Origin of the sequence: Bifidobacterium asteroides (genome assembly GCF_019469425.1) — a bacterium.
In the GTDB taxonomy this organism is placed as follows: Bacteria; Actinomycetota; Actinomycetes; order Actinomycetales; family Bifidobacteriaceae; genus Bombiscardovia; species Bombiscardovia asteroides_I.
The window spans coordinates 1,512,018-1,525,988 of record NZ_CP048272.1 but is presented as its reverse complement, the minus strand read 5'-3'; the positions used below and the strand labels follow the sequence as shown (position 1 = coordinate 1,525,988).

The 13,971-nt window shown below is 54.6% G+C and carries 15 protein-coding genes, 1 tRNA gene, 1 pseudogene and 1 riboswitch; of the genes and pseudogenes, 7 read left to right on the top strand and 10 right to left on the bottom strand.

Annotation, left to right across the window (positions count from 1 at the left end; all coding sequences use genetic code 11):
* Positions 1 to 45: 45 nt before the first annotated feature.
* From GYM67_RS06255 to GYM67_RS09515, 5 genes are all read right to left on the bottom strand, one after another.
* On the bottom strand, positions 46 to 1,455 hold the full coding sequence (locus GYM67_RS06255) for an NAD(P)(+) transhydrogenase (Re/Si-specific) subunit beta (protein WP_220236099.1): 1,410 nt from the start codon (positions 1,453 to 1,455) through the stop codon (positions 46 to 48).
* Positions 1,452 to 1,820, bottom strand: a complete 369-nt coding sequence (locus GYM67_RS06250) for an NAD(P) transhydrogenase subunit alpha part 2 (protein WP_220236098.1) — start codon at positions 1,818 to 1,820, stop codon at positions 1,452 to 1,454. The genes GYM67_RS06255 and GYM67_RS06250 overlap by 4 nt, the downstream gene beginning before the upstream one ends.
* Positions 1,817 to 2,998 (bottom strand): NAD(P) transhydrogenase subunit alpha, encoded by a 1,182-nt coding sequence (locus GYM67_RS06245; RefSeq protein ID WP_220236097.1) that lies wholly within the window; start codon positions 2,996 to 2,998, stop codon positions 1,817 to 1,819. Before GYM67_RS06245 ends, GYM67_RS06250 begins: the two co-directional genes overlap by 4 nt.
* A 422-nt stretch (positions 2,999 to 3,420) precedes the next feature.
* Positions 3,421 to 4,191 carry a hypothetical protein gene (locus tag GYM67_RS06240; RefSeq protein WP_220236096.1) on the bottom strand — a complete coding sequence of 257 codons (771 nt, stop codon included), beginning with the start codon at positions 4,189 to 4,191 and terminating at the stop codon, positions 3,421 to 3,423.
* A 420-nt stretch (positions 4,192 to 4,611) separates the two neighbouring features.
* Positions 4,612 to 5,271, bottom strand: coding sequence for a CBU_0592 family membrane protein (locus GYM67_RS09515; protein WP_472841091.1), 660 nt, complete (start codon positions 5,269 to 5,271; stop codon positions 4,612 to 4,614).
* Between the two features lie 21 nt (positions 5,272 to 5,292).
* A riboswitch (guanidine-III (ykkC-III) riboswitch) is annotated at positions 5,293 to 5,353 on the bottom strand.
* A 131-nt stretch (positions 5,354 to 5,484) separates the two neighbouring features.
* On the opposite strand from GYM67_RS09515, the pseudogene GYM67_RS09275 reads away from it, so the two are divergent.
* The 5 genes and pseudogenes from GYM67_RS09275 to GYM67_RS06210 all read left to right on the top strand — a co-directional run bounded on the left by GYM67_RS09275 (position 5,485) and on the right by GYM67_RS06210 (position 9,179).
* Positions 5,485 to 6,344 (top strand): annotated as a pseudogene (locus GYM67_RS09275) (aldo/keto reductase).
* A 736-nt stretch (positions 6,345 to 7,080) separates the two neighbouring features.
* On the top strand, positions 7,081 to 7,368 hold the full coding sequence (locus GYM67_RS06225) for a peptidoglycan-binding domain-containing protein (RefSeq protein WP_220236093.1): 288 nt from the start codon (positions 7,081 to 7,083) through the stop codon (positions 7,366 to 7,368).
* Positions 7,365 to 7,601, top strand: a complete 237-nt coding sequence (locus GYM67_RS06220) for a hypothetical protein (protein ID WP_220236092.1) — start codon at positions 7,365 to 7,367, stop codon at positions 7,599 to 7,601. The genes GYM67_RS06225 and GYM67_RS06220 overlap by 4 nt, the downstream gene beginning before the upstream one ends.
* A gap of 85 nt (positions 7,602 to 7,686) precedes the next feature.
* On the top strand, positions 7,687 to 8,190 hold the full coding sequence (locus GYM67_RS06215; RefSeq protein ID WP_220236091.1) for a DUF6932 family protein: 504 nt from the start codon (positions 7,687 to 7,689) through the stop codon (positions 8,188 to 8,190).
* A complete protein-coding gene (locus tag GYM67_RS06210; RefSeq protein ID WP_220236090.1) occupies positions 8,187 to 9,179 on the top strand; it encodes a hypothetical protein in 993 nt (330 codons plus the stop codon). The genes GYM67_RS06215 and GYM67_RS06210 overlap by 4 nt, the downstream gene beginning before the upstream one ends.
* Positions 9,180 to 9,658: 479 nt before the next feature.
* Here the strand turns inward: GYM67_RS06210 and GYM67_RS06205 are convergent, their stop codons facing one another.
* Positions 9,659 to 10,348, bottom strand: a complete 690-nt coding sequence (locus GYM67_RS06205; RefSeq protein ID WP_220236089.1) for a hypothetical protein — start codon at positions 10,346 to 10,348, stop codon at positions 9,659 to 9,661.
* A 102-nt stretch (positions 10,349 to 10,450) separates the two neighbouring features.
* On the opposite strand from GYM67_RS06205, the gene GYM67_RS06200 reads away from it, so the two are divergent.
* Entirely contained in the window at positions 10,451 to 10,726 is a 276-nt protein-coding gene (locus GYM67_RS06200; protein WP_220236088.1) for a hypothetical protein, read from the top strand.
* A 100-nt stretch (positions 10,727 to 10,826) separates the two neighbouring features.
* Here GYM67_RS06200 and GYM67_RS06195 read toward each other — a convergent pair.
* The 4 genes from GYM67_RS06195 to GYM67_RS06180 all read right to left on the bottom strand — a co-directional run bounded on the left by GYM67_RS06195 (position 10,827) and on the right by GYM67_RS06180 (position 13,056).
* Positions 10,827 to 10,902, bottom strand: a tRNA-His gene (locus tag GYM67_RS06195).
* A 132-nt stretch (positions 10,903 to 11,034) separates the two neighbouring features.
* Positions 11,035 to 11,493, bottom strand: a complete 459-nt coding sequence (locus GYM67_RS06190; protein WP_220236087.1) for an ASCH domain-containing protein — start codon at positions 11,491 to 11,493, stop codon at positions 11,035 to 11,037.
* Positions 11,483 to 12,061: a DNA-deoxyinosine glycosylase gene (locus GYM67_RS06185; RefSeq protein WP_220236086.1), complete on the bottom strand. Its 579-nt coding sequence runs from the start codon at positions 12,059 to 12,061 to the stop codon at positions 11,483 to 11,485. The genes GYM67_RS06190 and GYM67_RS06185 overlap by 11 nt, the downstream gene beginning before the upstream one ends.
* Positions 12,058 to 13,056, bottom strand: a complete 999-nt coding sequence (locus GYM67_RS06180) for a YwiC-like family protein (RefSeq protein ID WP_220236085.1) — start codon at positions 13,054 to 13,056, stop codon at positions 12,058 to 12,060. Before GYM67_RS06180 ends, GYM67_RS06185 begins: the two co-directional genes overlap by 4 nt.
* Before the next feature lie 75 nt (positions 13,057 to 13,131).
* On the opposite strand from GYM67_RS06180, the gene GYM67_RS06175 reads away from it, so the two are divergent.
* Positions 13,132 to 13,539: a DUF488 domain-containing protein gene (locus GYM67_RS06175; protein ID WP_396019986.1), complete on the top strand. Its 408-nt coding sequence runs from the start codon at positions 13,132 to 13,134 to the stop codon at positions 13,537 to 13,539.
* The last annotated feature ends 432 nt before the right edge of the window (positions 13,540 to 13,971 follow it).

Sequence of the window (13,971 nt, the reverse complement as noted above, 5' to 3'; positions counted from 1 at the left end):
CATGGTTCTGACTACAGCATATGCGACAGGTCGTCCAGCAGATGCTCAGGCGATAAGTTCCTTGACCGATGCAATGATCGCCTGAAGGCTGACCTTGGCATCGTTGAAGAGCATCTGCGTATTCGGATTGAAGTAGAGCTCGTTTTCGATGCCTGCATAGCCCTTGCCGCGACCTCGTTTGAGAACGACAACATGCTGGGCCTTGTCAACGTCCAGGATGGGCATGCCGGATACTGCGGTCCCTGGTCGGCGGGCCGCGGGGTTGGTCACGTCATTGGCGCCAACCACCAAGGCGACGTTGGCTGATGGGAACTGGGGATTGATGTCGTCGAGGTCGATCAATTCCTCATAGGGGACGTTGGCCTCGGCCAAGAGGACATTCATATGTCCGGGCATGCGGCCAGCCACCGGATGGATGGCGTAAGAGACCTCAACGCCACGACCCTTGAGCAGCTCGCCCAAGTCGGCCAGTTCGCGCTGGGCTTGAGCCTGAGCCAGACCAAAGCCGGGGACAAAGATGACCTTGTCTGCGTAGACCAGCTGGACAGCCACATCGTCGGGTGTGGTCTCCTTCATAGTCCCCTGGGCACCCTGATCCTGGCTGGCGCTGACAGAGGAACCGCCAAACCCTCCAGCTAGAACGCTCAGGAGAGGCCTGTTCATGGCCTGTGCCATCAGGACGGACAGGGTCGCTCCAGCGGCACCGACCAGTGCGCCAGCCACGATCAAGGCGACGTTGTCGATGGCCAGGCCGTTCATGGCCACAGCTGTGCCAGTGCAGGCGTTCAGAACAGAAATGACCACGGGCATGTCAGCGCCGCCGATGGGGATGACGAAGACCAGTCCGTAGCCTAGGGCGAATATGGCCGTGAGGAGGGCCCATGGGGTCCGAGTGTCTGGATTCAGGCAGAGCATGACCAGGCAGAGCACCGTCAGCAGGGCGAAGAGCAGATTCCAGACAGCCTTGGCCGGCAGCTTCAGGTTTTTGATCAGGCTGACGCCCTGAAGCTTGCCGGCAGCTATCAGGGAACCGGTGAAGGTGACGGAACCGATGACCACACCGAGCCCGGCGGTGATCAGCACCACCAGAGTCGGGGTACCTTCGGAAGTGAGTATGTCATTCAAGGCGACCAGGGCTGCTGCGCCGCCGCCGACCGTGTTGAAGACGGAAACCAGCTGAGGCATGTCCGTCATTTTGACCTTCCTGGCCGAGTAGACCCCTGCTGCGGATCCGATCAGGATGCCGAGCACGAGCAGAACGATGGCCAGGGAGGAGGCGAAACCGGTGGCGAACAGGTGGATGAAGGCCATGGCTACGGCGATGATCATGCCTGCTGCAGAAATCCTATTGCCTGTGCGGGCCGTTTTGGGGGAGTTCATGCAGTGCAGACCCATGACGAACATGACCGAGGAGAGGAGGTAGACGAACCAGGTGATGATGTCGAGGGTGTTCACTTGTCGGCTCCCCCGTCCTCAGCATTCGCTACCGGGACGGCCGAAGCCTGGTGGTTCTGGTCGTCTTTGTTCTTTTTCCTGCCGGATTTCGATGATTTGAACATCTCCAGCATTCTGTCCGTCACTACATAGCCGCCCACCACATTCATGGCACCAAGTATGGCCGCCAGGAAAATGAGGACGTAGGAAAGCGGGGAGTGCGCCTCCGCTGCAATGATGACCACGCCGACGATCACAATGCCATGGATTGAGTTTGCTCCGGACATCAGAGGCGTATGAAGGGTGGCCGGAACCTTGCCGATCACTTCAACGCCGATCAGCAGAGCCAAGATAAAGAGTGTAATTGCTATGACCAAGGAATTCATTGCTGGTGGCCTTTCTTCTCACTGCTTGCCGCGTCTGTGCTTCCGCGCGCGCCAGACTCTGCTGTTCCTGTTACGACCAGCGCCTGATCTATTCCATCATCTGCCTTGATGCTCAGCGCTCCATTGCGGACAAAATGAACCAACACGTCCGCCACATTCCTGGCCAGCAGGCTGGAGGCCGTCGTGGCCACACCGCTGGCCAAGTATGGCGCACCTATCATGATGACTCCCTCATGCGTGGTCGTGGTTCCTACCTGCGACCCCTCAACGTTGCCGCCAAGATCGCTGGCTGCGCAGTCCACCACCACGGCTCCGGGGTGTAGATTGGCCACTCCCTTGGCACTCAGGAGCCTGGGCGGCTTCCCTCCTGGGACCTTGGCTGTGGTGATGACCACATCGAAACCTGCCGCCTTGGCATCCACCGCTGCCTGCTGCTGAGCCTGCTCCTGGCTGTTCAGCTGGCGCGCATAGCCGCCCTCGCCCTGACCTTTGGAGAAATCCAGTCCCAGGTCAAGGAACTTGGCTCCCAGGGATTCCACCTCCTGCCTGGAGGCGGGTCTGACATCGTAGGCGGTGACTACGGCTCCCAGACGTTTGGCGGTTCCGATGGCTTGCAGTCCTGCAATGCCGGCGCCCAGAACCAGAACCTTGGCTGGCCGGATGGTTCCTGCGGCAGTGGTCATCATGGGGAAGAAGGATCCGTAGGCATCGGCAGCCACCAGAGCTGCCTTGTATCCCATGACTGAGTTCTGCGAGGTCATTTCATCCATGGACTGAGCAGAGCTGAGCTGACGGGGGAGTCGTTCCATGGCGATACCCGTCAGTCCGGCCTCGTCCAGGGCTTTGATGTAATCCTGATCTGAGAAAGATCCCAGCATGCCGATGATCCAGGTCTTGTTTTGTATCCGGCTCAGCAAGGATGTGTCTGGCCTATTGACAAATCCCAGGACTTGGGATTTGGACAGGACTGTATTCCTGTCGGTGACTGCAGCTCCTGCTCGCTGATAATCCTCGTCCCTGAAGCCGGCTCGGATTCCAGCGCATGACTCCATCAGACAGGTGATGCCCTGCCTCGCCAGACGGGTCACGATGTCTGGCGTCAAGGCCACGCGCGACTCATCATGGCTGGTTTCATTCAGGACCCCGAAAGTTATCTGAGATTGTTCTGGTCCGCTCATACCCTTCCTTTTCTTCCACAACGATGTGTGAATAATTTCGATATAGAATATAGGTTTCGTCCGTTACTTTTGGACAACTATCCGTCTTTATTCTAGTCGATTTCCAGACGATCGAATATGGCAGATTGCCCGACTGGAGCCTACAACCGGCCATCTTGTCACCTTTGACATCATATGCTGAAATTAGGCGTATCAGGGAGCAGACTGCGGGAACATCAGCCGCGGAGCAGTCTCGTTCTGCGCCCTGCTCCAAGGCTGATATTCCCTTCTTTAGAATGGTTGATCTGATTTGATTCGATTGCCTTTATCGGACAGTTTTCTTTATAGGCTCTTGTTCTGAGATTCTCTCACATTTCGATTGTTCACAGTATCCAAGTTGAGGATAGGACTCAGGTGGATACTGTAGTAATTCCGTTATTGTCTCATGCCCCTTTGTCGTGGTTCCCATCGGCAATCGGTTCCTTGGATTTGGAATGCAATGGATCGTGATGGTAGATAAGGGCGAAGGCAGCCAGAGTTTCAATCATGCTGGCGATGATCCAAGCTATGACGATGGCGTTCTGATGCTTGTTGATCGTTCCCATGCGGGTGAAGATGAACACATCCATGATGAAGGTTTGTAGAACCAGAAGGACCGTCGCCACAACGACCGTCCTGGTATGCCTGTCAGCCTCCGTTCCCTCTTCCTCTGGCTTGCCGGGAGACTTGAAGCTGGCATAGGAGAGGAGCCAGATGCCGATTCCGAATAAGACGGCAGCAAGAGGCAACGAGAAGAAGATCGGCATGGTGCTCAGGCTGAGGCCCAGAGCTGCGACCAAGACTGCCGAGGCCAGGCCTAGATAGAAGGAATCATGGTTTTTCGCCTTGGGCGGTTTGGCTGGCTTGCTTTCCTTAGTCAGCTGAGATGGCTTCTCGGCAGTCTTATTGGTTTGGCTCGGCTCGTTGTCATGAGAGGGGCCATCATGCTCTCTGTCTACGTGTCCGGACTGTGCGCGCTCGGGGGCTAGGGCCCGTTCCTGCTTATTTAGTGCTTTAGGTCCGCCATGATCAGAATCCTTGTTGGACGGATTCCTGCCTTCCTTCTCGCCTGTTTGCTCTGATGCATGCTTCGCCTCGGGTGCATTTGCTGTTTGGCTTTCTTTTCCGGCATTAGCAGTTTCCAATGGTTTTGGCATGCGGTTCTTGTCGTTCATGGATGTTTGCTGAGAACTTTCACGTGTGCTGTCGCTCCGTGAGGATTTGCCCTCATACCTGCCTTGGTTCTTATTTGCATGTTCGTTTCGATTGTTGCTCATCTGATCCTCCAGGCTTGTGCTTCCGCGTCACTTGTGGCAGGTCATCTGGCAGCCTACCTATTTTCAGGAAGCAACCTCCGTTGAGGCCAGTGTATGTGTCCTTTTCTCGTAAAAGTGACATTGACCGGCGCTAGATCGGCATCATTTCGATATTGACCAAGTGCAGGTGAAGCACAGAGAGTTAGACGAAGGGGGCCTGCAAAAGCGCTGAATTCGTTGCAATATATTCAACGACGGAGGGTGTTTGTTTATTCATGGTCTGCATCGGCGGTCATGATCTGAACTTTTGACTCTTGGACAGCGCTGCTATTGCTGTGATCAGTCAGATGATTGTATATCCTGACTTGTCAAGGGCATCCAGGGCGGCAGGGAAGTCCTCGGCCTTGGTAAGGACATAGTCCGTGTTGTAGGTCGAGACAGCGAAATGCCTATGCCCCTGTCTGCCAGGATGGTGGCAATCGGCGCCAGGATGCCGATTAGCGAAAAATCAAGAATGCCTTGAATGCGTAAGGCCCGCCATCCGTCGCTGCGTTCCAGAGTCTGGCTGTGAACCATCTCGGCTGGACAGACCAATGAAGCCTCTTGGTCGGTTCGTCCTGTAAAAACGTAAGGTGAGTTCAGATCTACCTCTGTATAATCAGCAACCTTGCAAACGGCCAGGTTCGCCTCTATGGGCTGGATGCAGATGCCCCGCCCCTGCCTTGTCGCTGAGCTGCAATCCTTGGTTGTGAGTGACTTGCTTTTTAAGTGGGAACGAATGATGGCGTATAGCGCAACCAGGGCCCATCCGCATTCGAGGGCAAAAAAGGCCCACTGCCGGTTAGCCAGGGCATCGACGGCCAGCAAGCTTGCGCCGACAAGGTTTAGAGCAAGGTTGACTCGACTGCTGCTGGACAGGCTTAGCAGTTGCCTCGAAGCAAAGGCCATGAGTAGCAGCAAAAATCCAATAAGTTGAACCAGTGTGAGCAAACCAACCACATCCTTCCGCGAGTGACCTGATGAGCGTCGTCGTCAATCCGGGTACGGCGCGTCTCGTCCGGGGAAGGGAAGCTTCCGCAAGATACTGTAGCACCACTGGCAGGGGGGCTGAAGGTTTGGTGCGCTACTCATGCAGAAGATGAATCGGTAGCCATATGCAGCAGGTATTGTACTGTCTTCCCATGCTTTGTTAGATTGCAGGAGGACATCACCATGGAGGGGATAGAGTATGCAAAACTGCAGTTGAGCAATGGCTTCGAACTGCCCATATTAGGATACGGAGTCTACCAGATAGATGATTTGAGTGAATGCAAACGTGGGGTGGCGTCGGCCCTCGATGACGGCTACCGCCTTATCGATACTGCCGCTTGCTATGGCAACGGGAGAGCAGTAGGGGATGCTCTGAGTGAAGCAGCCATTCCTCGAGAGGAAGTGAGCCTCTCCTCAAAGGTCTGGATTCAGCAAAATGGTTACGAGGGGACGATGCAGTCCTTTGAAAAGACGTTGATGCAGACCGACTACCTGGATCTGTCCTCATCCATATGCCCTATGGCGATTATCAGGGGTCTTGGAGGGCTATGGAAGACCTGTACGAGCAAGGCCGGGTCCGTGCCATCGGGGTCTGCAATTTCCTGCCTGACCGGCTGATTGATTTGATTCTTTCCAGCCGAATTGCGCCCATGGTCAACCAGATTGAGCTGCATCCTTTCACCCAGCAGATTGCACTCCGAAAGGTCATGGCTGAGCAAGGGGTTGCCCCAATGGCCTGGGCGCCTCTGGCTGAAGGCCGTCAGGACATTTTCGACAATCCTGTCCTCAGGCGTATTGGCCAGCGTTATGGCAAGACCCCGGCCCAGGTGGTATTGCGCTGGCTGACCCAGCAGGGGATATGCGCCATCCCGAAGTCCGTGCATGAGGAACGGATTCGCGAGAACCACAATATTGCAGATTTCAGTCTTGATGATGACGATATGCATGACATCAGGGCCATGGATATGGGAGGGCCGCTCATTCTTGATGTGGATACGCCTGAGGAGGCCACACGTTTGCATGGGAAATCTTATACACAGTGACTGAGGTCCGCTGAGCCGATACGGCAAGGGCGCCTGCACCTGAAGACTCCAGTGTGAGCGCCCTTGTCTTAATATCAGGGATTGTTGCTGCTGTATCAATACATAGGAAAGTGCCATACTAGACGGTCACAACCTTAGACGAATGCTTGCTCGTTAGGGTTGTTTATGTGGCCTGAGCGCAAGGCAGCGTATTCGTCCCGGACCAGGATGCCGTCGTCCTCATGCCCCAGGGATTCCCGCATCAGGCGGGAGTTGATCCGTATGGTGAGGGTTTGTTGGCTGAAGATTGTTTTGCCGTCACTTTTAAAGGTTACGGTGTAGGATGCCCGCGTCTGGTGCTGGCTGTCGGCGGCCTTGCTTTCAATGTCTGTGCTGCCTGGCTTGTCCGGTGCGAGCTGGACGGGTGTGAGGGGGGTGCAGTATCCGGGGGCGAGGGCGAAGGCGGCAACGACAAGTCAATCTCGATCGAGTGCAACCCCCGTCAGAGTGACGGCGACTATCAGACGGTCGCGGAGCTGGTCAGTAATCTGCGCGCGGTTTACGGCGATCTGCCCCTCTACCCGCACAAGCACTGGTTCAACACCGCCTGTCCGGGCACGTACGACCTGGCCCGCATCGACCGCATAGCCAAGGGTCTGCCTGCCGGCAGGCCTGCGCATGACGTGAAGCCCGCGGTCCCCCAGATAACGGTGGACGGCTCCTGCGGCCGGCGACGGTCAGGTGGTGGCAGCAGGTCATGGGCACCCGGGTGGATGGGGTGGTCTCGGGGCGGGTCATGCCTGACGGCAAGTCCTATGCGAGGCCTGTGCTCAAGTCCTGCAGCTACGGCAAGGGCGGCAGTCTGCTCATCAAGGCGGTGCAGGCCAGGCTGGGGCTGGCCCGGGACGGGCTGCTCGGGCCTGCCACCATCCGTGCCATCCAGGCGCATCTGGGGGTGGCGCAGGACGGCAGTTTCGGCCCTGCGACCGTCAGGGCCCTTCAGGCCCGGCTCAACCAAGGACCTTCTGAAAGGAGACGACCATGACAGGCAGCGATCCTATGCCGGAGCATGCGTCGGGCCGGCCTGGCTACACGCCGGTCTTTTCTGACGCGGTGCGCACGGCCGTCTATGTGCTTGGCCTTCTTGCCTCGGTGGTGGGGCTGGGTTTCATGTGCTTCGGCCGTCCCGGGATCGGCGGGTTCATCAGTACGGCTGCGGGAGCCGTCACAGCCGGGTTCGGCGTCGCCTACAACCCCGTACGACTGGCAGGCAAGTAGACAGCATTCACATGTAGCATTTCGCCCCTGTTCCGGGAGACCGGAGCGGGGGCGTCTTTCTCTAATCTTGTGTAAACTCATTGCTATGAGTCTACTGACAACGAAGGAACTCAAAGAACAGGAAGTTCTGCAGTATGCTGGTAAGAGGAATCCTTTAGTTTGTACAGAGCAGGAGATTGAGAGTGTCTTCCTGTTCTCGCAACGGCGCAGGATTATATGGGAGAGTTACTTGACTTGGCGGTCTGCAGTAACTAGCCAATTGCACCCTGTTAGATTCTGGCTTGATGGTAGTTTCATCACTGCCAAGGAGAATCCTCACGACATTGATGTCGTAGTGGTTGTGGCACCAGATGTCTATGAGCAAGCAAGATGTACGGCGGCCGACGCGATTCAGCCGCTTTTCGGCCATAAAGTTCCTGGAGGCTTTTATAGACCTTGTGACGGGTTGGTGGACGCATACATGGTGACAGAGGATAGCCTTGAGTTGTTAGAGTATTGGGACAACTTTTGGTCGAGCGTGAACACAAAAAAGCAGTATGTGTCTGAAAGCATCCATAAGAAGCGCTATCTGGAGGTGAAATGGCAATGAGCGGGATTGATAACGAGTTAAGAGCTTCTTATATCGCTGCCATACAATCAGCTATGAAAGAGGAAAATGCCGATATACGAGAAGCGCTTTTAGTCTCATTGCAAATGTCTGCACAGGGCGATCAAGAGATGGAGCAGATTTTTGTCCAGGTGACATCTCCTGCCGAAGCGACTGCACATGTCCATATCGCAGAGCAATCCGCATTTCGTAGTCATACGGCTGACGCCTTGTTTCTTGCTGAGTTCATTGAGCGGTTCGCGGAAGCGGTCAAATCACAAGCAAGAGCATTGTCGAATAACCAGAGGAGATCTTCGAGATTGTTGGTTACAGCAATCCAACCGGGATCCCTTGACGTGGTTTTCGAGCTTCCTGCTCAGTTGGACAAGAGTGATAAACAGGATGAGACTTTACAAGGTATGCGAATTGTCGAGTCAGCCGACCTCTCTGCGTTGAATGATGTTGTCAGCATATGGACCGTTGCTTCTGGAGGGGATGGGGAGCAGGTGAAAGCGGAACTTGGGAAAATGCCGATTGGTGTCAAGAGAGCCCTGAAGGGGATTGCTGAAACGGCAGATAAGGCAAATTGGGATATATACGGTGATGTTTCTACGTTTACTGGTGGTAAAAAAAAGATCAGACTCTCAAACAAGGGTGCGATTCTGCTAGGGGGCACACTAAAATCAGAGCCGGAGCCAGTTGAGCATGAGGTGATAACCGGTTTTATTGATGGATATCGACGTTCAGATAGAATGTTGTATATAAGAAAGTCAATCAAATCAAGGAATTCTCTCGCGATTAAAGTCACTGAAGAATCTCTGATACAGACGGTATCGACTTATGCAGTTGACGGGCAGACAAAATTCAGATTATCTGTTTCAAAAGAGGAAAAGACCAATGACATGGGAGATGTGTTGAGCACGAAGCGGACGTTGCAGCAAATCCACCCACAACCAGAAAATGAGCTTGTACAAGGTGCAGTCGACATTTGAAAGATACGCATATGCGCACCAGACTTGTGCCGTCTAACAGGTCGATAAGTTTTAAGCCTCGTTTCCTGCCGGACTGATCTGACACGGCATGACACCTCCCAGCGTAATCAGTCGTCGGGGTAGTGCCATTCGCATCTGTAGGTCCGGTGTGTGCTTCTGTCCCTCGTGCCGCCCTGTTGACTCCTGACAGGGCGGCACGAGGGACCCCGTCAGTTGTGTTCTTCGCCGTTGGCTTCGGAGTTGTCTGTAACCCAGTACGATAGTTAAGAAAGTAAGCTGTATATCATTTCGCCCCTGTTCCGGGAGACCGGGATGGGGGCGATTTTTTGCGCTTAAAAATGATAAGATATTAACTTCATGGAAGCCCTCTCGGCGGAGCCTCTTGATTTGAGTCCGATTTAGGATACCCATGTAGTTGGGAGGCGCGTGTAGATTTCTAGCAACATCTGGTTCTATATTGAATAAAAACCATAACCCATCTATTGCTTATCGGGAACTTGTTCTTCATTCAAAGTTGTAGGTGTTGCCGGGCAGATCCTCTCGTTGATGACTTGCTTCATGTATTCATAGGTTAACAAAGAAAATAGACTCGTAATGAAGGAATCCAGAACAGGATTTTTGGGGAGTTCATCTATAGCAAATCCATTTCGCAACAAAAAAGCCATGAAGACAGAACCGGTTATTGAGTACAGACTAGTACGCACAAACCAATGGAGATCACGTCCGTTAGCAGTATCATAAAAGGAAACTATAATGACGATAGCAGTCGCAATTATCATTAACCATAGTGGGAAAGCATAGTAATCTAGTTTCCCTTTTATCCCGAAAACAGCGATAAGAGCAAGGATAAGGTACATAGAATTTGGTACTGCTGCAAGAGAGGCCGACAAGACATCAGTTTTAGATTTCAGCTTATGGGGCTCACTAAGTGCAAGAGCAAACCATGCAAAATAAACTCCACCAAAAATAATAAAGAAAATTATAGTCCAACCAGGTATACGAGGAAAGACAAACGCACGGTCATTTATCGATTGAAACAAACAAAATAAGACCCAGCATCCACCCCATGCTATGGCACCTAAGAGGGCAGAGATACATACAATCTCTATGATGTTCAGGCTTATCCCTTTGTTTGTTATTAGTATTTTATATTTGCGTAGATTGTTCATGGGAATCAGCGTACAATCTGTTTGTTTACTTTTGGTACACGACATAGGGCATATGATGTTTCACGGCCGGATAACCGGTATAGAGTGTCCTATCACCCACTTATGCCCTATATCCCCGATGACATCAGCCAGATACCCGACAACCACCCGAGCTACATCCCCGTACCGGAAGACCGTCGTGAGCGCCTCACCATCCTCGTGCATAAGAGGCTCGACCAGGTCATCGACCAGGAGCAGCAGCCGGGCATCAGCCCGCAGGAGAAACAGAGGCTCGCAGGACTCCATCAGCAGATCAGGACCGACATGGCCGCCATCAGGTATGGAGCCACAGAGAAGACAGTAAGGGACCTGGAGCGCAGATATAAGACTCGCCGCTGATTCTTGTTTTTGCCAATTATGGGTCACACATTTGGTTTCGGAATGAATTCTGAGAGTGTATAAAACCTGTGATTTGCTAACTGGGAGTAATGGTTTGTGGTGGGGTGGCTAACGCGGCTCGAACGCGCGACCTCCTGAACCACAATCAGGTGCTCTACCAACTGAGCTATAGCCACCATGGTGAATCGACCCGCGATGCGGATCAATGCAACAGATGAAACTATACACGATGGCGCGACATGGCACGCCGGTGAGGTGTGACCCATGCGATAAAAGCCAGGTTTTGTCTTGGTATATTGCATGCATGCTCAATTCACGACCACGGCCTCTACATAAACAGTTTCCAGCACCACCAGGGTCTTGTCGTCGGCGGCGAAGTCGGGATCATCCAGTGCCTGTCGCATGTTCTCTGAGGTCCAGAAGGACTCATGAGACTCTCGCCACTCCGCCAGACTTTTATGGCCTTCTCCTTCGTTCAGAACATGCTGCAGCGCGACCACGCCCAGTCGGGTCACGCTCACCGAGGCATATCTGAGGACGGCAACCGGTTGCTCATCTGAGTCCACTAAAACTGTTCGTCGGCCGGAGGAGGGAAGTGGTTCATGATCATGGATGAACTCTGCCATAAGACTGGTCGTAGCAGTTTTGCGCCCGTCCAGAATAGCCTCCACCAGGCGGTCACGTTCTGGACCAGGGAAGACGAATTCATCCTTGGGTAGATTCCTAACATCTTGGGCTTCTATAGTCGGTACTTGTTTATTTGACATAGTCGATGCGATTGTCTTGCCTTTTAGGCTCTTCGTTGTCGAGCGCTTTTCTTACGGGCTGGTAGGCCTTGATCAGATCAGCCAGACTCATAGCGGCGTTGGCAGGGCTGGTGGACGGCAGATTGATCATCGTCGGTCGATGCCCTTTCTCTTCCAGATCCGGCAGGCAGTAGCGACGGTAAAGCTGACCGGCCTTGCGTCCTGTAGTGAAAATGGTGCCGATCGGCGCACCATCCAGCAGATCGGCGATGTCGGTCGGCACCACCCCGGTGATGGAGGCATCGGAGGCGCCGCAGATGTCGCATTCCTGAACGACATCCCAGAGCGCTATGCGGTGATTGAGGGCGAACCGAGCGCGGACAGCTGGATCGGGCTCCGGAACAGGCTGGTCGAAGAGTGCGGCCAGTACAGGCCAGAAGCGGTTGCGCGGAAACATGTAGTAGAAGCCAGCCTCGCGAGAACTTGGGCTGGGTATGGATCCAAGGATCAGCACACGGGACTGGTCATTCCAGACAGGCCCGAACCCGTGGGTGACGTGGGTGACATGTGTGGATGAACCTGCGGTCATGCGCCGAGCAGACTAGTCAGAGACGCGGTCATCACATCAGCCTGAGCGACCACCAGAATGAAGACCAGCAGACTGGCTGCACATTCAACCAGGCCCACATACAAGATGGGAATGCGGCGCCGACGGGAGATGGCAGGCAGCAGGGCCGCACGCACCAGCAAAACCAGGCCGGTCAGCAGAGGCCACCATCCTGCGGTGTGCACCATGGCGACCCCGATCAGGCAGAGGAACAGGTTCCAAGTCAGCGAAAGCAGGTAGCACCAGGTCTTGCCGCGCTCGCGGATCATGGTTTTGACGAAGATGACCGACCCGAACTGGGTCACAGCGAAGACCGCTGCACTGACCACTCCGATCGATGGCAGGGAGGCGCTTGGCAGGAATCCGCTGGCAAAGCAGTCCACTGCAGGATTCGGTTGGCATCCAGAGTAGCCGGCGTTGGCACCTGTCAGACCCGATTCCGGCTTCTGGAATCGTGACCCTAAGGAAACGACGATCAGACAGAGCATGCAGGCTGCAATCACGGCTACGGCATCGTTCCACCAAGAGCGCTCCGTGCGCATCCAGGCGGCGGCAAAGTTCAGCACGCCCAGCACCAGGTAGAGCGGGGCCCATCGCAGGAGCCCAGGGGTGCCGACCAACAGGATCAGCCCGGTCACAGCCGTGAGCAGAGCGTATCCCAAAGCCGGTGGCGCGAATCTGGCAGCTCGGTGCGAAACCATCCACCGCGAGCCCGTGAACTCAAAGCAGTAGCAGAAAGCCCAAGCGACCATGAGCAGCAGGCTCCTCCAGGTTGGGCCTCCGACCAGCAGCCCAGCCAGGCCCGGCATCAAGGCCATGGCCCAGCCGCCTATCTGGTCGGGTATCCATAAACGACGCCACTGTCGACCCTTGGACCCTGATCCGGTCGGTTTTGCTGATTTGCAGGCTCGAGGGCTCGGTCTGCTGCCGTTTGATCCGGCTGCCTTGACCCTTTCTGCGTCTGTAAGCATACTCATCAGCCTACGCCCCGGTATGGCTGTCGCCGCCTCTTCCGTAATGCAGACTCAGTCAATATCATGGTCGAAGGAGTCATGGGGATCATACGGGTCCCTGGTTTCAGGAGGCGGATGATGGGTCAGGTGGATATTAAACGCATATACGAGCAGGCCGCTGACGAGGACGGGGTCCGCATCCTGGTCGACAGGCTCTGGCCGCGCGGCGTCAGCAAGGAGCGGGCAGCCCTGTCCGGCTGGCTCAAGGATGTTGCGCCCAGTCCGGATCTGCGGCGCTGGTGGCACCATGATCCGGACCGCTTCGAGGACTTTGCACGCCGCTACTGCATTGAGCTGGATGACAATCCCGCCCTAGAGGATCTGCTGAGCATCGCGCGTGAACATGATCGGACAACACTGGTTTATGCAGCCAAGGACCCAGCCGTCAACCATGCCCTGATCCTGCGTGACTACGTCCGCCAGGCTCTTGACAAGGAAGATAAGTAGACGCTGACCATTCACAAATGTCAGAGCATTTCCAGACGCTGGCATTGATGTTTCTGGTGACTATATTTACCGATCCAGATATGTTTTTCCGATACCTATATATGGATACCTATATATGTGTATAGTAGGAATCTGCCATAGACGGGTACCTCATTATAGGTATCTGTAAATATAAGGCATGTGCAAGGATCTCCCATTAACGGTTTCAGTGCGGCATTGCAGCGAGCACAGCCTAGAGCATACTTCCAAGTGCGAGACATGGACATGTCTGCCCCGATGATATACTTTTCAACGTGTGTGCCGACAGCATGCCTTATGTTACAGGTGGGCTCGTCGGGGTATCCCCGGATCCGAAGAGTGCGGACAGCAATGCCCAGCAGGAGGATCAGGGGCCATCGGGCCGGTGGACAGTGGCTGATCTCTCCTTTTGGG